The organism is Microbacterium sp. zg.Y1084 (assembly GCF_024623595.1).
Classification (GTDB): Bacteria; Actinomycetota; Actinomycetes; order Actinomycetales; family Microbacteriaceae; genus Microbacterium; species Microbacterium wangruii.
The window spans coordinates 42,674-61,367 of the sequence record NZ_JANJGV010000004.1; the positions used below are offsets into that span (position 1 = coordinate 42,674).

Sequence of the window (18,694 nt, forward strand, 5' to 3'; positions counted from 1 at the left end):
CGGAGACGTTTCTCCTTATCTTGCCAGACCTGTCCAGGCGCGGGAGGGGTTGCGCATAACTCTGCGAGAATGTTAGGTATGGCACTCCCCACCGCGGTCGCGACCCTGCACACCAACCACGGCGACATCGTCGTCAATCTCTTCGGAGACCACGCACCCCGCACGGTGCAGAACTTCATCGGACTGGCCGACGGCACCGGAGCGTGGACGGACCCCGCCACCGGCAAGCCGGGCGAAGGCCCGCTCTACACCGACGTGATCTTCCACCGCATCATCCCCGGCTTCATGATCCAGGGCGGCGACCCGCTCGGTCAGGGCGTCGGCGGCCCCGGCTACACCTTCGACGACGAGATCCACCCCGAGCTGACCTTCAGCGCGCCGTACCTGCTGGCAATGGCCAACGCCGGACTGCGCCGCAACGCCATCACCGGCAAGGTCGAAGGCACCAACGGGTCGCAGTTCTTCATCACGACCGACCCCACCCCGTGGCTCAACGGCAAGCACACCATCTTCGGCGAGGTCGCCGACGACGCCTCGCGCGCGGTCGTCGACGCCATCGCGAAGGTCCCGACCGGTGCGGGCGACCGTCCGATCGAGCCCGTCGTGATCTCGTCGATCGACGTCGCCGCCGTCTGACGATCGGCTGAGTCCGAGCGTGGCCTCCGCGGACTTCCGCACCAATCCGGAGAACTTCTGCTACCGGCATCCCGATCGGCAGAGCTTCGTGCTGTGCCAGCGGTGCCTGCGCACGATCTGCCCGGAATGCCAGACGCAGATGCCCGTCGGGGTGATCTGCCCGGAGTGCCTGCGCGATCAGCAGCAGGCCGCGAAGGTCACGCGGATGCCACGGCGTCGCGGGTCGGTGCGCGCGCGCGCCGCCGACTCGCGGCCCCTGGTGACGTACGCGATCGTCATCGTGACGTCGCTGACCTACCTCGTCACCCTGATCCCCGGGATCGGCAACATCGTCCAGGGGTACCTGGCCTTCAACAGCGCGTTCCTGTTCCCCGGCATCGGGTTCCAGCCCTGGCGGCTGCTGACGGTCACCCTCGTGCACGCGAGCCTCTGGCACGTCGCACTGAACATGCTGGCGCTGTGGGCGCTCGGTCGCAGCCTCGAGCCGCTGCTCGGGCGCGTGCGGTTCCTGGCGCTCTACCTGCTGAGCGCCCTGGGCGGTTCGGTGCTGGTGTCGCTGCTGGCGCCCGGAACCTGGGTCGTCGGAGCCTCGGGCGCCGTGTGGGGACTGCTCGGGGCCATGTTCGTGATCGGCCGGCATCTCGGGGTCAACGTCACGGCCATCGCCGTGCTGCTGGGGCTGAACCTGGTGATCACCTTCCTGCCGGGATCGAACATCTCCTGGCAGGCGCACATCGGCGGCGGGCTGGTCGGAGCCCTGGTGGCGTACATCTTCGCGCGCACGCGGGCGCGTGCACAGCAGCGCACGCAGATGTGGCTGCTCATCGGCGTCGCGGTCGGGTTGCTCGCGCTGCTCGTCGTGCCGGTTCTCGTCTACGGGTGAAAGTTATCCACAGATTCATCCCCAGCCTGGGGATGAATCACACCGGTGTAATTCACAGGTGGGGAAGACGGTGTGGAGGGATCGCTCAGCGCCAGCGGGTCGTCATCAGAAAGCCCACGAAGGCGATGCCGAAACCGATGACCAGATTCCACGAGCCGAGTCCCGGGATGGGCAACTGCGAGCTGCTCAAGTAGAAGACGAGCACCCAGACGAGACCGATGAGCATGAGCCCGAACATGATCGGCTTGAACCACACGGGGTTGGGGGCGGTGCCCTCAGGGCGCTCGGAAACCGGGTCGTCGCGCTTGTCGCTAGGTGCCATGGCCGTAAGTTTAGCCTTGTGCGCACTCATAGCATGTCTCGTTAGGATCCTCCGGTGACATCGATACCCCCAACCCTCGGCATGCGCACGCGCAGTGCGGCGCCGTCGCGCCGGCCGTCGGCATGGGGAGTGCTCGGCGAAGTCCTCATCACCTTCGGTGTCATCGTGCTGCTGTACGTGGCCTGGCAGATGTGGATCGGGGACGCGATCATCAGCACCCAGCGCCAGGCCGAGGCGCGTGAGGTCACCGAGCAGTGGGCCAGCGCACCCGTCGATCCCGTGCCGGATGCCGCGGAGCCGGCAGCCGAGCCCATCGTGGCCGAGCCGGTCGGCGAAGGCGAGGTCTTCGCGACGCTGCACATCCCGCGCTTCGGCGACGACTGGATCTTCCCCATCGCCGAAGGTGTGAGCAAGACTCAGGTGCTCGACCCCATCGGCGTCGGGCACTATCCGGGCACGCCCATGCCCGGGGCGATGGGCAACGTCGCCCTCGCCGCCCACCGCTACACGCATGGCGCGCCGTTCGAGAACGTGCCGTCGCTGCAGGTGGGAGATGCCATCGTCCTCGAGACCGCCGACGGCTGGTACACGTACCGGTACCGCAACATGGAGTACGTGCGTCCCGACGAGGTCTCCGTGCTCGCGCCGGTGCCGCAGAACCCTGGCGCGGCCGCCGACGGGCGCTACCTCACCCTCACCACCTGCAGCCCGATGTGGTCCACCCAGGAGCGCATCGCCGCCTACGCCGTGTTCGAATCGTTCACCCCTCGCGCCGCGGGCGAACCCGACGCGCTGACCTCGGCCGAAGGAGCCTGATGTACGCAGCACTGTGGCGGGCACTGCCCGGTCCGTGGTGGATCCGCACCATCATCCTGCTGCTTCTCGCAGCCGGCATCCTCTACGGGCTCTTCTTCTACGTCTTCCCCTGGGTGGGGGCGCTCCTCAACTCCGAGGACGTCGTCGTCGGATGATGCGAGGCCGGGTGCTCGTGGTCGACAACCATGACAGCTTCGTGCACACCCTCGTGGGCTACCTCGACGAACTGGGGGCCATGGCATCCCTCGTCGAGGCCGACGCGATCGATGACGCCGACGCGACACTGGCGGGGTTCGACGGCGTGATGATCTCACCCGGGCCGGGCACGCCCGCGCGCGCGGGGGCGTCGATCGCGGTCGTGCACGCCGCCGCCGCGACAGGATTGCCGCTGCTGGGCGTGTGCCTCGGGCACCAAGCCCTCGCCGAGGCGTTCGGGGCGAGCGTCGCCACGGCGCCCGAGTTGATGCACGGCATGACGAGCCGTGTGCACCACGACGGCAGCGCGCTGTACGCCGGGCTTCCGGACCCGTTCACCGCCGGGAGATACCATTCCCTCGCCGTCGTGCCCGAGACGCTGACCCCCGAACTGGTCGTCACCAGCCGCACCCCGGAGGGCGTGGTGATGGGCCTGTCGCATCGCTCGCTGCCGCTCCAGGGTGTGCAGTTCCACCCGGAGAGCGTGCTGACCGAGGGCGGCTACCGGCTGCTGGGCAACTGGCTTGAGCTCGTCGGCGTGACGGATGCCGCGCGGCGCGGCGCCGGTCTGCACCCCCACCGCGGAGCGGTCGTCTAGGACCCGGAGCAGTAGACGAGCGTGACGGTGGAGTGGATCGGCACGTCACCGGGGGCGAGCGACTGCGAGAGCACGACGGGACCACCCGGAGCAGCCGGGCACTCCGGGTTCTCCTCGGTCAGCACCGTCAGCTGCTTGTCGTCCGCCTCGAGCTCGCGCGTGGCGGCCTCGACGGTGTAACCGGCGACATCGATCAGCGTGACCTGGCCGGTCGCCACCTCCAGGTTGACGGCGGTGCCCTCGGGGACCTCGGCGCCCTCCTCCTGCGACGCCGACAGCACCGTGCCCGCGGCAGCGGCGGGATCGTTGCGCATGGTGGCGCTGCCCAGTCGCAGCCCGGCCGATTTGAGCGCCTCATCGGCTGCCGCGCGGTTGAGGCCGACCAGGCGGGGCACGGCCGTCGTCTCCACCCCGGTCGAGACGAAGACGTCGATCTTCTCGCCGATGGCGACGGATGTCCCCGACGCGGGGGAGACGCGGATGACGTTGCCCGCGGCCACCGTGTCGCTCGGCTCCTCCAGGCGAGTCGGCTCGAGGTCCTCGTCGAGCAGCAGCTGCTCCGCGCGCTCGTAGGCCATGTCCGTCACATTCGGCACGATGCGCGCGTTGCTCGGCACTCCGGTGCCGGGCTGGATGCTGACCACCCAGAACACCAGCGATGCCAGCAGCGCGATCAGCAGCACCACGCCGGCCCAGATCCATGCGGCGGGCGGGCCCGACTGCGTGCGCGTCATCGTGGTGTCGGTGGTCAGCTGGCGCAGCGAACGCGCGGTGTCCTGGGCCTGCCGGGGGTCGGGGCCGTAGAGCTGCGACGTCAGCGCGCCGACCTGGCGCTTCGAGGGCGTGCGGCCGTCGACGGCGCTGTCCAGCGCCTCACGGAACGCGGCGGCATCCTGGAATCGCTGGAAGGGATCCTTGGCGAGGGCCCGCAGCACGACGGCGTCGAGGGCTCGCGGCACCGTGGGGTTGACCTCGCTGGGCGGGACGGGCGTCTCGCTGACGTGCTGGTAGGCCACAGCGACCGGGCTCTCCCCGCGGAAGGGCTGCCGGCCGGTGAGCAGCTCGTACAGCACGACGCCGGTGGAGTACACGTCGGCCCGCGCATCGACCGGCTCGCCCTTGGCCTGCTCGGGGGAGAAGTACGCGGCGGTGCCGAGGATGGCGGTGGTGTCGGCCACCGTGGACGATGAGTCGGACACTGCGCGCGCGATGCCGAAGTCCATCACCTTCACCTGGCCGGAGTCGGTGACCATGACGTTGCCGGGCTTGATGTCGCGGTGCACGACACCGGCACGATGGGAGTACTCCAGCGCTTCGAGGATGCCGTCGACGTACCGCACGGCGGTGTCGGCTGCCAGCGGGCCCGCCGCGACGAGGTCTTTGAGCAGCTCGCCGTCGACCAGCTCCATCACGATGTACGGCACCGGGTGCACGGAGCCGTCGGGGTCGGTCTCCGCATCCTCGCCCGCGTCGTAGACGCGCACGATCGTGGGATTCGACATGCGCGATGCCGCCTGCGCCTCGAGGCGGAAACGCGTGCGGAACGCACTGTCCTCGGCGAGATCGCGCTTGAGGATCTTGATCGCCACCGGCCTGCCGAGGGTGAGGTCGTAGCCGCGGTACACCCGAGCCATCCCGCCGCGCCCGATGGGCTCATCGACGCGGTATCGTCCCGAAAGAACGCGCGGCTCAGCCGACACGGTCACCCCCTTGCTCGAACAACCAGCCTAGTCGGTGTGCTCCGCTCGACCTGAGCGGAGCACAGCCGATCACGGCCCGTCGTTCTGCGCGCCCTCGGTCGGCTCGGGCGTCGGAGCCGGCTCAGGCTCAGGCGGTGCGGTGATGAGCGCCGCGGCCTCGCCGGAGGCGCCGGTCGTGCGCTCACCGGCGCTGCCGCCGCTGCAGGTCACGGTGTAGGTGACGATGACCGATTGCCCGGCCGCTCCGGTGATCTGCAGCGGCGCGGAGCGCTCGCTGCTGCCGAAGGCCGAGGACGACTGCCCGTTGGGGAAGACGCCGTTGGTCGCGGTGAGGTTGTACGAGCTGACGCTGCCCTGACCGGACGGGCAGGAGTACCCGGGCCAGGTCACCTGCACGGTCGTGCCGGTCTCCACCGGGCTCGACAGCGTGGGTGCGCCGGGGTTCTCCAGGGCGACCTGGCCGCCGTAGTAGATGAGCTGCACGACCGTGCCCAGCGGCAGGTTGCCGGTGGTGGGGACGCGGTAGATCAGGCCCTGGCTCGCCTCGTTGGGGGCGGGGTCGCCCTCCACGCAGTCCGCTCCGAGGCCGAGTTCCTGCAGCACGGCAGAGGCCTGTTCGCAGGTGAGTCCCTCGAGGTCACCGGCGCTCACGGCGACGGTCTCGGGGGTCGACGGTGTCGCTGACGGGCTCGGCGCGCGGCTCGGGGTGGACGAGTTCGTCGGCGAAGGGGTCGGCTCGGGCTGCTGGTTGGACAGCAGTGCCCACACGGTGCCGCCCAGCACGAGCAGCAGCAGCACGATCAGGCCGATCAGCGGCCAGGTCCAGCGGTTGCGCTTGGGCTTGGGCTTGTCCGTCACGCCCTCGACAGCCGCGTCGTCGCCGGTGGCCGCCATCGTGGCGGTCGCCGGCAGCAGCCGCGTGGCATCCTGCGTGCTCAGCCCGGGGGTGAGCAGCTGGGTGACCTCGTCGACGGCGACGCCCCCGGCGATGGCCGGCACGGCAGCGACGGCGGCAGTGAGGTCGCCGCGCCGCAGCGCGGTGGCGGCGCGGGCGACGGCCGACGCCGTGGCGGGCCGGTCGTCGGGCTTCTTGGCGATCATCGCCATCACGAGGTTCTGCACCGGCAGCGGCACCGACTCGGGAAGGGGCGGTGCCTGCTCGTTGATCTGCGCCATCGCGATGGCGACCTGCGACTCACCCGTGAACGGGCGCTTGCCCGCCAGGCACTCGTACGCGACGATGCCGAGCGAGTAGATGTCGGTGGCGGGGGATGCCGGGTGACCCGATGCCTGCTCGGGGGAGAGGTACTGCACCGTGCCCATGACCTGACCGGTGGCGGTCAAGGGCACCTGGTCGGCGATGCGCGCGATGCCGAAGTCGGTGATCTTGACGCGGCCATCAGGGGTGATCAGCAGGTTTCCGGGCTTGATGTCGCGGTGCACGAGGCCGGCCGCGTGGGCGGCCTGCAGAGCGAGCGACGTCTGAGCGACGATGTCGAGCGTCTTGTCGGGCGAGAGCGATCCCTCGCGCTCGAGGATCGTCGACAGAGCCTCGCCGGGGACGAGCTCCATCACGAGGAAGGCGCTGCCGTTCTCCTCGCCGTAGTCGAACACGCTGGCGATGCCCTCGTGGTTGACGAGTGCGGCGTGACGGGCCTCGGCGCGGAAGCGCTCGAGGAACCCGGGGTCGCCCATGTACTCGTCTTTGAGGATCTTGATGGCGACGGTGCGGCCGATGACGTGGTCGGTCGCCTCCCACACCTCGCCCATGCCGCCGATCGCGATCCGCGAGTCCAGCTCGTATCGGCCGCCGAAGGTCACTCCCTGCGTCGGTCTCATCTGCTCAGCACCGCCTCCATGACCTTTGCCGCGATCGGAGCCGCGATCCTGTTGCTGCTGCCAGACTGGCCCAGTCCGCCGCCGTTCTCGACCACGACGGCCACGGCGACCCGAGGGTCGTCGGCCGGAGCGAAACCTGTGAACCACAACGTGTAGGGATCGTCCACCCCGTTCTCCGCGGTACCGGTCTTCCCGGCGACGTCTACGCCGTCTATTGTTGCACCGCTTGCGATGCCCGTTTGGACATTCGCCACCATCATCCTCGTCATGGATGCCGCTACTTCCTCCGAGACGGCACGGCCGTACTCGGTGTCGTCGAATGACTGCTGCTGGGTGAAGTCCGCAGCGATGATCGCCTCGACCATCCGGGGGTTCATCACGACGCCCTGATGGGCGATTCCGGCGGACACCATCGCCATCTGCAGGGGAGTGGCCCGCACGTCTCCCTGGCCGAAGCCGGACAGTGCCGTCTGCGCGTCGTCGAGGACCGTGGGGTAGACCGAGGGGGTCGACTCCAGCGGCATGGTGAAGGAGGAATCGAAGCCGAACTTCTCCGCCTCGTCGCGGATGACGTCGTCGCCGAGCCGCACGGCGAGCTCGGCGAACGGGATGTTGCAGCTCAGCCGCAGCGCGTCGGCGATGGTGACCTCCTCGCCGGGGCCGCAGGTGCCGCCGCCGGCGTTGCGCACGATGCTCGAGGACTGCGGGAGCGTGTAGGCGGCCGGGTTGGGGAGCGTGGACTGGGCCGTCCATTCACCCGTCGACAGCGCAGCCGACGCCACGACCAGTTTGAAGGTCGAACCCGGGGGGTTGAGCCGGCCGGCGATCGCACGGTTGTCGAGGGGCTGCAGCGGGTCGTCGAGCAGCGCGGCCTCGGTCGCCTCGACCGCCGCGGCGTCGTGGACGGCGAGGAGGTTCGTGTCGTAGCTGGGGCTCGAGACCATCGCCAGGATGCGTCCGGTGGCGGGCTCGATCGCCACGACCGCGCCCTGCAGGTCGCCGAGGGCCTCGAAGGCCGCCCGCTGCGCGGCGGCGTCGAGGGTGAGCACGACGTTCGACCCGCGCGGCTGCTGACCGCTGATGATCTGCTCGATGCGGGCGAGGAACTGCGAGTCGGCGGTGCCGCTGAGCTCCTGGTTCATCGCGCGCTCCATGCCGGTGGCCGAGCCCAGCACGGGGTTGATGAAGCCGGTGACCGGAGCCCACATGTACGGATCGGTGTAGACCCGCTGCCAGCTGTAGAGGTCGTCGGTCGGCACCGACGCCGCGATCGCGGCACCGCTGGCGATGATCGCGCCGCGCTGCACCTCGAAGGTGTCGTACAGGGCACGTCGGTTGAGCGGGTTGGCGCTGAGGTCGTCGGCCTGCACCACCTGGATGACGCTCGTCGAGACGAACAGCGCCAGGAACATGGCGAGCACCAGCATCGACAGCCGTCGCAGTTCTTTGGTCATCGGATCACCTCGCTGAGGGCGCTGGAGACCACTGGCCGGTCCCTGAGCCGCGCCGCAGGCGCGTGTCGAAGGGTGGTCATCCGATCACCACCCGGGGTCGGCTGCGCACGGCATCCGAGATGCGCAGCAGCAGGGCCACGATGATCCAGTTCGCCACGAGTGACGATCCGCCCGCTGCGAGGAACGGGGTGGTCAGTCCGGTCAGCGGAATGATGCGGGTGACGCCGCCCACCATGATGAACACCTGCAGCGCGAGGGTGAACGACAGTCCGGTGGCGAGCAGCTTGCCGAAGTCGTCCTGCCCGGCCAGCCCGATGCGGATGCCGCGGCTGGTGAACACCATGTACAGGCAGAGGATCGCGAAGACGCCGATGAGCCCGAGCTCCTCACCGAGGCTGGGGAAGATGTAGTCGCTCTGCGACAGCGGGGTCATCCACGGCCGGCCCTGACCGAGACCCGTGCCGACCAGGCCGCCCTGTGCCAGGCCGAAGATGCCGTTGGCGAGCTGGAAGGTGCCGGCGCCGGCCTCGTACAGCTCGGGGTCGAAGGCGTTCAGCCAGTTCTCGAACCGGCCGCCGACGTAGGGCAGCACGCGGGATGCCAGGAAAGCGCCGACCGCGGCGAGGATCAACCCGATGAGGACCCAGCTCGTCTTGCCCGTCGCGACGTACAGCATGGCGACGAACATGCCGAAGATGAGCAGGCCGGTGCCGAGGTCCCGCTGCAGCACGATGATGCCGAGCGACGCCAGCCAGATCACCAGCAGCGGCCCGAGCTCCCGGGCGCGGGGCCAGGTCATGCCGAGCACCCTCGTGCCCACCGAGGTGAGGGACTCCCGCGTGCGCACGAGGTAGCCGGCGAAGAAGATCGCCAGGGCGATCTTGGCCAGCTCGCCAGGCTGGAAGGAGAAGATGCCCAGGCTCACCCAGACGTCCGCGTTGGCGTCGGCACCCAGTCCGGGCACGATCGGCAGGAGCATCAGCAGGATGCCGAGCAGCCCGAACAGGTAGGTGTACCGGAACAGCACCCGGTAGTTGCGCAGCGCGAGGACGACGGCGATCGCCCCGAGGACGGCGATCGCCGTCCACGCCAGCTGCCGGTTGGACGTCGCGCCCCAGCCCGTGCTGTCGAAGTACAGATCGATGCGGTAGATCATCGCGATGCCGAGGCCAGTGAGCACGGTGGCGATCGGCACGACGAAGGGGTCGGCGTCGCGGGCGACCAGGCGCAGCACGATGTGCAGCGCGAGGACGAGCACGGTCAGTCCGCCGCAGTAGAGGAGGAAGCTCGGGTCGAGTGCGTCGTTCGCGCCCAACTGCACGAGCGCCACGGCGGCGGTGTTGACGATGAAGGCGAAGATCAGCAGTCCGAGTTCGCGATTGCGCTGGGTCTGCGGCATCCGGAGCTTGCGCAGCGCCTTGATGACGGCGGTGTCGGTCTTCACATCGGCGGGAGCGGTCATGGCATCTCCTCCGCCGTGTCGCGCAGCTGTGTGACGATGCGGCGGGCGTCGTCCAGCGAACCGGCCGAGATCGTCTGCTCGACGCTGTCGCGCACGAACGCGGGCAGATCGGCCAGCTCGATGCCGGTGTCGCGGTAGGGGGTCGACAGCGACAGCGGGCCGATCGTCTGCTGGATGCCGCGGTAGATCACCACCGTGTCGTCGTCCGCGCCGACGTAGAACCGCGTCTGCGTCCAGGAGTACCCCGCGAACAGGCCGCCGGCGAGCAGCACGAGAACGCCGACCGTCGCGAGAACCCACCAGATGCGGCGGCTGCGGGCGCGGCGGCGATCCTCTTCGATGAGTTCTTCGAGGAACTCGGCGGCCGGCTCGAAGTGCGTGGGTTCGTTGGCAGCCTGCCGGCCGGTGTGCAGCCAGCCCGCTCGCGCGGGACGGACGGCGGGGACCTCGATGCCCGTCGGATTGGATGCGGAGCCGACGACGGTGGGGGTGCCGAGGAAGACGGGGTGCTGCCCGCCCACGTCGACGAGCACGATCGTGACGTTGTCGGGGGCTCCGCCGTCCAGCGCCTGGCGCAGCAGCACGTCGGCGGTGCGCCCCGGGGGCAGACCCTGGCCGAGGGCCTTCGCGGTGTGGGCCTCATCGACGACGCCCGACAGTCCGTCCGAGCACAGCAGCCAGCGGTCGCCGGGCTGGGTCGGCATGATGAAGGTGTCGAGCTCGGGGTCGGCGTCCATGTCGCCGAGCACGCGCATGAGCACCGAGCGACGGGGGTGGAAGCGGGCCTCCTCGGGCGTGATGCGGCCGGAGTCGACCAGGCGCTGCACGAAGGTGTGATCGGTCGTGATCTGGGTGAGCGTGTCGTCGCGGTAGAGGTAGACGCGGGAATCGCCGATGTGGGCGAGCACGGCGTAGTCGTCCACCATGATGAGGGCGCTGAGGGTGGTCCCCATGCCCGCGAGCTCCGGCTTGGCCTTGACCGTCTCGATCAGCTGCGTCGCGGTGTCGGCGACGGCGTCGCGCAGTGCGAGCTCGGCATCCGAGGGGGAGTCGTACGTGCGGTCCAGCTCGGCCAGGCGGGTGATCGCGATGCTCGAGGCCACGTCACCGCCGGCGTGACCGCCCATGCCGTCCGCGACGGCGAACAGGTTCGACCCGGCGTAGCCGGAGTCCTGGTTGTTGGAGCGCACCTTGCCGGTGTGCGAGATCGCAACGCTCGAACCCTGGAAGACCATGTGCCGACGTACCGCTTACTTCCGCAGCTCGAAGGTCGTCGCGCCCACCTTGATGGGAGCGCCGACCTTGATCGCCACCGGCGAGGCCACGCGCTGGCCGTCGTGCCAGGTGCCGTTGGTCGAATCGAGGTCCTGGATCATCCACTGATCCCCCCACAGCACGAGGCGTGCGTGGTGGCTGGAGGTGTAGTCGTCGCGGATCACCAGACCCGATTCGCTGGACCGGCCGATGGTGAGCGGCTCGGTGCCGAGGGGCAGCTCGAGCCCGGTCTTCGGGCCGCTGGTGATCACGATGCGGCTGACGGTGCCGGTCGTGGCGGGTCCGCCGGACCGCGGCGCCGGTGCGGCTGCGGGACGCCCCACCGGCGCGGTGGCTGCAGCGGGGGCGCTGGCGGCGGGAGCCGCGGCGGCGGGGGTGGGCTCGGGGAGCTTGCGCACCTTCACGCCGAACAGGTCGGCGCGCAGGGAGTAGACCACCGCGAAGACGAAGAACCACAGCAGAACCAGGAAGCCGATGCGCAGCAGCAGCAGGGTCAGCTCACTCACCGGAGCCTCCTCGCACGTCGAAGCGGCGGGTGGTGTCGTCCGGCCGGGTGGCGGGACGCGGCGGCTGAGCCTGCGCCACGACACGGAAGACGATGTCGGTGCGTCCGATGGTGACGGTCGAGTCCGGCGGAAGCGGCGCCTCGGTGATGCGGCTGCCGTCGAGCTTGGTGCCGTTGGTGGAGCCGAGGTCGCGCACCATGGCGCGCTCGCCATCCCAGAGGATCTCCACGTGCTTGCGGCTGGTGCCAGCGTCGGCGATGGTGATGTCGGCGTCGCTGCCGCGGCCGATGACGGTGCGGCCCTTGGTCAGCGGATGCCGCGTGCCGTTGATGTCGACCACGCCACGCCATGCCACGGTGCCCTGGGCGCTCTGCGAGTCGACCCGCAGGGTGCCGGTGGTCAGGCCGGGGTCGGCTGTGACGTTGATGGTCACGGGTCCGGCGAAGGAATAGCCCTGCGCGCGGGCGTGGCCGGTGACGAGGGTGTTCAGTTCATCGCCGAGCGTGGGGCCGAGGGCCTGCATGCGGGACTCGTCACTGGGCGCCAGGCGCACCGTGAAGCTGTTGGGCGCGAGAATGCGGTCGCGGCTGACGACCGCGGCCTTGGTGTCGAGTTCGGCGCGCAGTGCCGAAGCGATCTCGACAGGCTGTACGCCGCTGCGGAAGGTCTTTGCGAAGGCGCCGTTGACGGCGCGTTCGAGCCCCTTCTCGAAGCTGTCTAGTAGTCCCACACGACTCCTCAGGCAGGCAGACCGGTCGCTTCATGCTAGTTGCAACCGCTGGGAGATCGTGCGCACACCGGTGGTGATCCCCGGAATTCCGCGGTTCGCGGGGGCGTGGACAGGGCGATTCCGGCCTCTTCGCGCCCTCATCGCGGGTGGATGCGTGCGAAGCGCACCCACGGATCGTGATATTCTCGGAAAGTTGAGTCCGCGCATGCGCGGCTCGCGCGAGTGGCGGAATAGGTAGACGCGCTGGCTTCAGGTGCCAGTGCCCGTAAGGGCGTGGGGGTTCAAGTCCCCCCTCGCGCACGACAGGGGTCTGTTCGGAAATACAGACCCGATGTGTTTGGAAATGCACGGAAGATCCGGCCGGAGCGGTTGCTCCGGCCGGATTCTTCGTTTTCGGGGTACTGGGTGGGGTGGCGCCGCGATCTCCGCAGCTCCGGTTCCCCCCTGAACCAACACGAGTAGCCCCTTTCGGGGCCGTTCACGGAATGTTCGGTTCTTGCGAGGCGGACTCTAATCGTCGCGGCCGGCCGCTAGTCGGTTCGACTGCTCGAGTGCTCCTTGGGCTTGTCGGAGCTGATGGAGCTGTCGTACTGGGCCTTGAGGAAGCTGACGATTCGTCGCAGGTTCGACACGGCGAAAGCTGCAGCTGCGCAGAGGGCCTGGTAGGCATAGCCGCGGGGGCGGCGCTTCTCCGGGTTGCCGAGGTCGGTTGCGGCGTCGGACTTCACATACTGGTTGTTGGACTCGACGTGACTGCGCAGGCCGTACCAGCGCTTCCACTCATCGCTCTTGTGCTCGAAGGCCTGGAGGTTCTTGACGATGCGGAGGCTGACTTCGTCTTCGGGGCGTAGCTGGAAGGTGCGCTTCTTGATGACTGGCTTGACCAACTCGTTGGTGGCGGGGTCGAAGCAGAGCACCCTGGACAGGTCCGGGTACGTGTACCGGTGAGTTCCGTCGCTGTGGGGCCATCCATGCTTGACCATGGCGTACGGCTCACGCGCTTTGATGCGCTTCTCGTAGGTGTCGCGGTCGATGAGGCCCGCTTTGTAGTCGGTGCGCGCGGTCACGAGGTCGCGGGGCATCCATTTGACGTAGAGGTAGCCGCCGACCTGGATGACGTCCTCGATGGCACCCTGTTTGCCGGAGAAGCGGTCTTTGTAGTCGAAGACCGTCCGGAAGCCCATGCGGGCGAGGTGCTCCTGGAACCGGTGCGGCTTCGACCCGTTATAGGCGCGGTCAGCAATGAGGTAACCGCGCTGAGAGAAGACTTTCCTGTGCTCGGTGACTGCGATGCGCGGGCCGTGCTTGATGCGTCCGGGCTGGTGCACTGTCATCCCCGTCGTCAGAACGGGCATGCTGCGGGGCTGGCCCGGCTCGTTCGGGAGCGTGACGACGGTCTCGACCTCCCAGCCAGCCTTGTCCTTCTTCGCGCCTTGGCCTTCGTGGCGTCCGCCGCGCTTGTAGCGTCCGCTCATCGCGTCGAGGTTGAGTCGGGCTAGATGCCCGTTGGTGCGGTTGGGGTTTGCTTCTCCCACAACCTCCAGGAAGGTGGCATCGATGGCGACGTTGCCCTTATAGCTTGCGGCGATGTCCTTGGGGAGACGGCGCACTGTGGCGTGGAGGAGTCGGTTCATCACCTCGTCCATGCGGTCGCGGGCGTCCTGCGAGTAATCCGCGACGGCTCGCTGGTACTCCTCAGGGTCGGCGGTGCGGTTTCGGGGGACGTCCCAGGGCTCAAGCAGGGTGAGCATGCGGTTCATTGCTCGCCAATAGCGTTCGTACCATCCGCGACGGGTCAGACGCGTCGTCGGTAGACCGAGGTACGCGCGGGTCTCCGGCGTGGTCTGCGCGAACAGGGTCTTCGCGATGGCTCGGTAACGCTGGTCTCCGGCGTCCATGTGCATGATGAACAGCACGAGCACCGTGCGGAAGGACATCGTCGCCTTCCGGCCCGCCTTCGATTTCCGTCGCGACTCACTCCATTGCTCAAGCCGTTCGATGACACCAGACTCGTCGACGATGCGACCGAACAACTGCACGTGTTCCAGGTTTGTGTGCGCGGAGTGTCGCACGACCTCGTAGTCCTCATGGGTGAATCCGAACGCTTCGACCATCAGCCGGTCGAACCGCTCGCGTGCCGCCGCCGCCGCGGCCTCCTTCGCTGCGCCGGTCATGACTGGCTCTCCGCGCGGAGGACGTGACGGAAGTCGGTGTCGTCGAGACGGTCGATGAATTCCAGGTAGAGGTGCAGGTGCTGCATCTTCTCGACGCCGGCGGCGCGGAACAGCTCCTTCATGGGGACGCCGGCGCGGAGGTGTTGAACGAGCCAGGTGGCGCGGAGGCGGTCGGCGCGCGGCGGATTACCGTGGCTGCGCTCGGTGAACACGGACGTGAGGTTGTGGGTGCTCTTTCGGGTCAGCGGCCCCCACAGCCTCTCACCGTCGGGCCGGCGCTTGAGGAGGGCGCGCATCCACTCCTCCCACTGGGCCAGCAGGGGCACGTCGCGAGGCTGGTCGCCGCCGACCGAGACGAGAATGCCCTCGTCGTCGGCCGTGATGTCCGACGGGTAGATGAGGGGGATTTCGCCGGGGCGGATGCCAGCCCCGGCGCACAGGACGAGCATGACCATTGCCCGGTCGCGGCTTTGGTCGGTGAGCTGGTTCGTCGCCCAGGTCCGGAACTCGTCCATCTCCTTCGGGCTGTAGGGTGCGGCGGTCGTGCGCTTGGAGAGGGGAGTGACCTTCTCGGGGTGCTCGTGCGGGAGCAAGACCTCGCTGATGCGCATGAGGTGAGCGCGGTAGTTGCGGCGGGTGCCTTCGGCACGGTCCTGGTTGGCGGTCGTGGAATAGATGTCGATGGCACGCACTGACCAGAGGACTCGGGCGTCCAGTGGCCAGCCCATGTCTCGGACGCACCAGGTCACGTACCGGGTCACACTCGCAAGGAGCAGCTTCACGGCGTACGCGGTGTGCGGAGCAGCGATGGTGACCGCATCGCGGATGAAGGGCTCGAGCTCCGGACTCGTGTTCTGGTCGAGCGGCAGGCCTTCCTGGGTCACGGCGTCCAGGGCTTCCGCCGGGAGCGCGGCGTATGCCGACTTCGCCAGCGCACGCTTGAGCTCGCGGGGAGGGTTTTCCATGCGATAGGAGCCCAGGTACTCCGCGAGCATTTCGGAATGGACGCGGGCGTGGCTGTTGTCACCCCAGCGGGTGACCCGGTTGGTGTAGATGGGGGCGTGAGCGTCGGCTGATGTCTTTTGCATGGTGCCCCCATGCACCCGGCCCGTGTGCCGACAGGTGATGTGGGCAAGATTTCTGCGAAGAGGGGCGAAATTCCTGCGTATACTGGATGAAGCGCTCGTGCTTCTGCCTCGCGGGCCGATGTAGAACACGGGGGCTTCGTGATGGCGTATCGAACCGGCATGAACTTCGAGCCGAGGTCGATGATCAAGGACAAGCATGCGTTCGGCCGGTCACAGATGAGTCTTGATCCAGCCGAAGGGGTAGATGAGGAAGACCATCGGTACCGGTCAGCAATCCTCCAGCACCGCATCGCAACGACGGCAAGGGACCTCATACAGGTTCGGTACGGGAGTATCGAGAGGTTCGCTGAGGCCCACCACCACATCCCAGGAATGAGTCTCGATCGCATCCGACGGATGCTTCGAGGGGAGACCACGATCACCTTCGCCGACTTCGCGCTCTTCGCAGTCGAGTTGCCCTTCGTCGCTAAGACAGCCAGTCGGGTCATCGAGACCTGGCCGTCTCCAGAGCGCAGGCAGTAGCCAATCACGGGCAAGGCATGCAGCAGGACTGTAATTGCGTCACTGCCGCTGTCACGCTGCCCAGCGGGCGAGCGTGCGAGGGCACGCGCAGGCTTGAGCGGGTGCGCTTCAGCCGACGGCGCATAATGCCACCTCCGGGTTGACATGCCGTCACCGTAGGGGGCGTGTCTCGCGGGGGCATCCAACTCCTGCTCACATGACGACCGTGCCCTGACTCCGGGTTCCCTTGGGACCGCGCATGGGGAGGGTGTGAGTGAACATCATCGTTATGACAAGTTCGGCCTCCCTCCCCGCTGGAGGGTCCGCTTCGAGCGCATCGAGGCGAGGAGCCATGAACTGGGGCGGCTCCCACGACGAAGCGACGACGTCGAGCCCGCCGACGTCGCGTGGATTGCCGATCAACGACGCGCAACGTCGCTGACGTCCGCCCAGGTCCGCGCCCTTAAGTCCCTACCGGGCTGGGAGGAGGCCACGAGAGAGGGGGCGTGGGACCTACGCGCGGACGAGCTCCGCGAGTTCATCCGACAGGAGCGACGTCCCCCGCGGGTCCGAAGCGACGATGAACGAGAGCGTGCCCTAGCCCACTGGTACTCGCGTCAGCGGAGAGCGCTGGCCCGAGGGGAGCTTTCGGAGCTTCGGGCCGCCGCGCTCACGTACGCCCTCCGTACCGCACGCTGACGTCGTCCCCACCCGTCTCGCACGGCTGGTACGGCGGAGAGAAGGATGGCTCCGAGGGCTGATGACGTCGTCGCAGCCCGTCACAGCACGACGCGATCGCGCCGCGTCGCCACTCGATGATTCACATGTCCCGCGCCAGCTCTAGGAGGCGTTCGGGCTCGGCCAGGTGGTCGACAAAGCGGATCGAACGTCTCGAGGATGACCGTCCGAGGTGGTTTGTGCTCAGAGCCAGCCGTGGTCGTCGATGAGCGTGAGAACATCACCGGGATCACGGCCCTGCTCGAGCCATTCGCGCGGAGTCAGTCCGCCCAAAGACTCGTCCGGGCTCCTCATGATGTGGTCGATGTCGAGCGGATGCGCATCCGATGGGAACGCGGCGAGGACTTCACGCAGCGCCGGCAGCAGCGAACGGTCTTCACGCAATTGCCACACCGGGTATACGAGGCGCCCGTTGGAGAGCCGCGCCGACGCGACCTTGCCGCAGGCGGCGAGTCGACGGAGCCGCCCGGGCGGGACATCGAGGCCGGAGGCCATGGCTCGTGTGCCGGGCCATCGCCGTAGCTCGGCTTCGAGGCGGGCGGCGCTGACCCTCAGCCAGTTCCTATCCGCTTGCAGGGCCGGGTGATCCGAGTCGGACGTGATCGTGATCCCAGCTTGACGAAGAAAGTGCTCCTCCGCGCCGGTGAGCTGTTCGTCGAGCACCACGACTTGCGAGACGGTGGCGCTCGGCTCCTTATCGAACCCGCTCATGTCCACCCAGCTCGACGCTCTCGCCCTGGCGGGGGTCGCGGAGTCCTTTCGCTTCTTCTTCGGCACAGCGTCTCCTTTCAATGGCCGCGGCAGATCAGAGGGGGAAGCGATGCACTCGTCATCAGCGTGCCGTCCTTGAAAGCGCCGTGGTTCGTCTGCCATCACCTTCCTTGAGTCGGGTGCACAGCGGGCGACGCCCTCGCTCGCCTTGCTGGCGCTACGGCTTCGCCGCCCGTGTCGATCAGACGAACGCGTAGTAAGGGATCGGTGGGTCATCTGGTGGTTGGCGTCGGCGGCGGGCGAGTTCGCGACGCCACGCGCGACGGAGGTCTTCTTGTCCCGCCGCCGTGCTGGCAAGCGCAAGCCACGCGTCGACCGCGTCTGCGTCCGTCTGGGTGATGCCGGTCACGGGGTTGATACGGTGCGTGCTGGTCAGTGCTCGCGGTGTGTGGTGTTGCCGAAGCGTTTCCTCGCGGGGGTGGTCGTCGACCCAGATCACGGGCCGGCCGCGGGTATCCGCGCCGATGCTTCGGGCCTTCCAACTGGCGGAGGTGTCATAGGGGATCGTGGGGACCCCGGGCGTGCCGGGAAGGTGAGGGAGGCCGAGTGGCTCGGTGAAGTAGGTGTTGGCGTACGGCCCCCATGTCGTCGCCCATCGCACGTCAACACCGCGGTCAAGAAGTGATCTGATCCATCGGACTGCGTACGCGGAGAAGTAGTCGGTCTCGGTGTTGGTGCCGTCTCGTTCCCAATGCGGCAATGAGTGGAACAGCCGGGGGTAGGCGTCGCGTCGCACCGTGATCTCGTGGCTGATCACTTCCACGCCACCCGCTTCGGGCCGTGGGATGCGGACGACGCCGTCCATGTCCAGTGCGACTACGGGACGGAGAAAGTCAGGCTTCACCGGTTTGCTCCTCGTGCTCCGGAGCATTGCTGCGCGTCGCGCGGACCGGCATCATCCGGTGGACTCTCCCCGGCGCCGTCGTCTGTGCTTGGCTGTCACCTTCCTGCGGCTGGTGGCGCCCGCGGTGCTCGTGCTCGTCGTTCGGTAACTCGCCGAGGACTG

18 protein-coding genes and 1 tRNA gene are annotated in these 18,694 nt (G+C 68.2%); 7 read left to right on the forward strand and 12 right to left on the reverse strand.

Going from position 1 to position 18,694, the window contains the following annotated elements:
- The first annotated feature begins 78 nt into the window (after positions 1-78).
- Together NQ165_RS08330 and NQ165_RS08335 are read left to right on the forward strand one after the other, a co-directional pair.
- Positions 79-636: a peptidylprolyl isomerase gene (locus NQ165_RS08330; RefSeq protein ID WP_257532484.1), complete on the forward strand. Its 558-nt coding sequence runs from the start codon at positions 79-81 to the stop codon at positions 634-636.
- Between the two features lie 19 nt (positions 637-655).
- Positions 656-1,519, forward strand: coding sequence for a rhomboid family intramembrane serine protease (locus NQ165_RS08335; RefSeq protein ID WP_257532486.1), 864 nt, complete (start codon positions 656-658; stop codon positions 1,517-1,519).
- An 85-nt stretch (positions 1,520-1,604) separates the two neighbouring features.
- Here the strand turns inward: NQ165_RS08335 and NQ165_RS08340 are convergent, their stop codons facing one another.
- Positions 1,605-1,841 (reverse strand): cell division protein CrgA, encoded by a 237-nt coding sequence (locus NQ165_RS08340; protein ID WP_257532488.1) that lies wholly within the window; start codon positions 1,839-1,841, stop codon positions 1,605-1,607.
- 54 nt (positions 1,842-1,895) lie between these two features.
- Here NQ165_RS08340 and NQ165_RS08345 point away from each other — a divergent pair, with 54 nt between their 5' ends.
- From NQ165_RS08345 to NQ165_RS08355, 3 genes are read left to right on the forward strand one after another with little or no spacing between them, the layout of a single operon-like run.
- Positions 1,896-2,657 (forward strand): class E sortase, encoded by a 762-nt coding sequence (locus NQ165_RS08345; protein WP_257532490.1) that lies wholly within the window; start codon positions 1,896-1,898, stop codon positions 2,655-2,657.
- A complete protein-coding gene (locus NQ165_RS08350) occupies positions 2,657-2,812 on the forward strand; it encodes a hypothetical protein (RefSeq protein ID WP_257532492.1) in 156 nt (51 codons plus the stop codon). Before NQ165_RS08345 ends, NQ165_RS08350 begins: the two co-directional genes overlap by 1 nt.
- A complete protein-coding gene (locus NQ165_RS08355) occupies positions 2,809-3,450 on the forward strand; it encodes an aminodeoxychorismate/anthranilate synthase component II (RefSeq protein WP_374679385.1) in 642 nt (213 codons plus the stop codon). Before NQ165_RS08350 ends, NQ165_RS08355 begins: the two co-directional genes overlap by 4 nt.
- On the opposite strand, the gene pknB is transcribed toward NQ165_RS08355, so the two are convergent.
- The 7 genes from pknB to NQ165_RS08390 form a co-directional block, all read right to left on the reverse strand.
- Positions 3,447-5,150, reverse strand: a complete 1,704-nt coding sequence (pknB, locus tag NQ165_RS08360; protein WP_257532494.1) for a Stk1 family PASTA domain-containing Ser/Thr kinase — start codon at positions 5,148-5,150, stop codon at positions 3,447-3,449. The two genes, NQ165_RS08355 and pknB, sit on opposite strands and share 4 nt — an antisense overlap.
- A 69-nt stretch (positions 5,151-5,219) precedes the next feature.
- Positions 5,220-6,989, reverse strand: coding sequence for a serine/threonine-protein kinase (locus NQ165_RS08365; RefSeq protein ID WP_257532496.1), 1,770 nt, complete (start codon positions 6,987-6,989; stop codon positions 5,220-5,222).
- Positions 6,986-8,443, reverse strand: a complete 1,458-nt coding sequence (locus tag NQ165_RS08370) for a penicillin-binding protein 2 (protein WP_257532497.1) — start codon at positions 8,441-8,443, stop codon at positions 6,986-6,988. Before NQ165_RS08370 ends, NQ165_RS08365 begins: the two co-directional genes overlap by 4 nt.
- Positions 8,444-8,519: 76 nt before the next feature.
- Positions 8,520-9,905: an FtsW/RodA/SpoVE family cell cycle protein gene (locus NQ165_RS08375; RefSeq protein WP_257532499.1), complete on the reverse strand. Its 1,386-nt coding sequence runs from the start codon at positions 9,903-9,905 to the stop codon at positions 8,520-8,522.
- Positions 9,902-11,140, reverse strand: a complete 1,239-nt coding sequence (locus NQ165_RS08380; RefSeq protein ID WP_257532501.1) for a PP2C family serine/threonine-protein phosphatase — start codon at positions 11,138-11,140, stop codon at positions 9,902-9,904. The genes NQ165_RS08375 and NQ165_RS08380 overlap by 4 nt, the downstream gene beginning before the upstream one ends.
- 15 nt (positions 11,141-11,155) lie before the next feature.
- Positions 11,156-11,686 (reverse strand): FHA domain-containing protein, encoded by a 531-nt coding sequence (locus NQ165_RS08385; protein ID WP_257532503.1) that lies wholly within the window; start codon positions 11,684-11,686, stop codon positions 11,156-11,158.
- Entirely contained in the window at positions 11,679-12,416 is a 738-nt protein-coding gene (locus tag NQ165_RS08390; protein WP_257532505.1) for a DUF3662 and FHA domain-containing protein, read from the reverse strand. The genes NQ165_RS08385 and NQ165_RS08390 overlap by 8 nt, the downstream gene beginning before the upstream one ends.
- Positions 12,417-12,632: 216 nt before the next feature.
- Between NQ165_RS08390 and NQ165_RS08395 the strand changes: the two genes are divergently transcribed.
- Positions 12,633-12,716: transfer RNA gene (locus NQ165_RS08395), tRNA-Leu, on the forward strand.
- Between the two features lie 230 nt (positions 12,717-12,946).
- On the opposite strand, the gene NQ165_RS08400 is transcribed toward NQ165_RS08395, so the two are convergent.
- On the reverse strand, positions 12,947-14,590 hold the full coding sequence (locus tag NQ165_RS08400) for a hypothetical protein (protein WP_257532507.1): 1,644 nt from the start codon (positions 14,588-14,590) through the stop codon (positions 12,947-12,949).
- A complete protein-coding gene (locus NQ165_RS08405; protein WP_257532509.1) occupies positions 14,587-15,678 on the reverse strand; it encodes a hypothetical protein in 1,092 nt (363 codons plus the stop codon). The genes NQ165_RS08400 and NQ165_RS08405 overlap by 4 nt, the downstream gene beginning before the upstream one ends.
- A 159-nt stretch (positions 15,679-15,837) precedes the next feature.
- Between NQ165_RS08405 and NQ165_RS08410 the strand changes: the two genes are divergently transcribed.
- Positions 15,838-16,200: a hypothetical protein gene (locus NQ165_RS08410; RefSeq protein ID WP_257532511.1), complete on the forward strand. Its 363-nt coding sequence runs from the start codon at positions 15,838-15,840 to the stop codon at positions 16,198-16,200.
- 900 nt (positions 16,201-17,100) lie between these two features.
- Here the strand turns inward: NQ165_RS08410 and NQ165_RS08415 are convergent.
- Positions 17,101-17,694 (reverse strand): hypothetical protein, encoded by a 594-nt coding sequence (locus NQ165_RS08415; protein WP_257532513.1) that lies wholly within the window; start codon positions 17,692-17,694, stop codon positions 17,101-17,103.
- A 175-nt stretch (positions 17,695-17,869) separates the two neighbouring features.
- Positions 17,870-18,532: a hypothetical protein gene (locus tag NQ165_RS08420; RefSeq protein ID WP_257532515.1), complete on the reverse strand. Its 663-nt coding sequence runs from the start codon at positions 18,530-18,532 to the stop codon at positions 17,870-17,872.
- Between the last annotated feature and the right edge of the window lie 162 nt (positions 18,533-18,694).

Coding starts and splice junctions, on each gene's coding strand:
- NQ165_RS08330 (WP_257532484.1), top strand. CDS start 79: ATGGCACTCCCCACCGCGGTCGCGACCCTGCACACCAACCACGGCGAC.
- NQ165_RS08340 (WP_257532488.1), bottom strand. CDS start 1,841: ATGGCACCTAGCGACAAGCGCGACGACCCGGTTTCCGAGCGCCCTGAG.
- NQ165_RS08350 (WP_257532492.1), top strand. CDS start 2,657: ATGTACGCAGCACTGTGGCGGGCACTGCCCGGTCCGTGGTGGATCCGC.
- NQ165_RS08355 (WP_374679385.1), top strand. CDS start 2,809: ATGATGCGAGGCCGGGTGCTCGTGGTCGACAACCATGACAGCTTCGTG.
- NQ165_RS08365 (WP_257532496.1), bottom strand. CDS start 6,989: ATGAGACCGACGCAGGGAGTGACCTTCGGCGGCCGATACGAGCTGGAC.
- NQ165_RS08370 (WP_257532497.1), bottom strand. CDS start 8,443: ATGACCAAAGAACTGCGACGGCTGTCGATGCTGGTGCTCGCCATGTTC.
- NQ165_RS08375 (WP_257532499.1), bottom strand. CDS start 9,905: ATGACCGCTCCCGCCGATGTGAAGACCGACACCGCCGTCATCAAGGCG.
- NQ165_RS08380 (WP_257532501.1), bottom strand. CDS start 11,140: ATGGTCTTCCAGGGTTCGAGCGTTGCGATCTCGCACACCGGCAAGGTG.
- NQ165_RS08400 (WP_257532507.1), bottom strand. CDS start 14,590: ATGACCGGCGCAGCGAAGGAGGCCGCGGCGGCGGCGGCACGCGAGCGG.
- NQ165_RS08405 (WP_257532509.1), bottom strand. CDS start 15,678: ATGCAAAAGACATCAGCCGACGCTCACGCCCCCATCTACACCAACCGG.
- NQ165_RS08410 (WP_257532511.1), top strand. CDS start 15,838: ATGAACTTCGAGCCGAGGTCGATGATCAAGGACAAGCATGCGTTCGGC.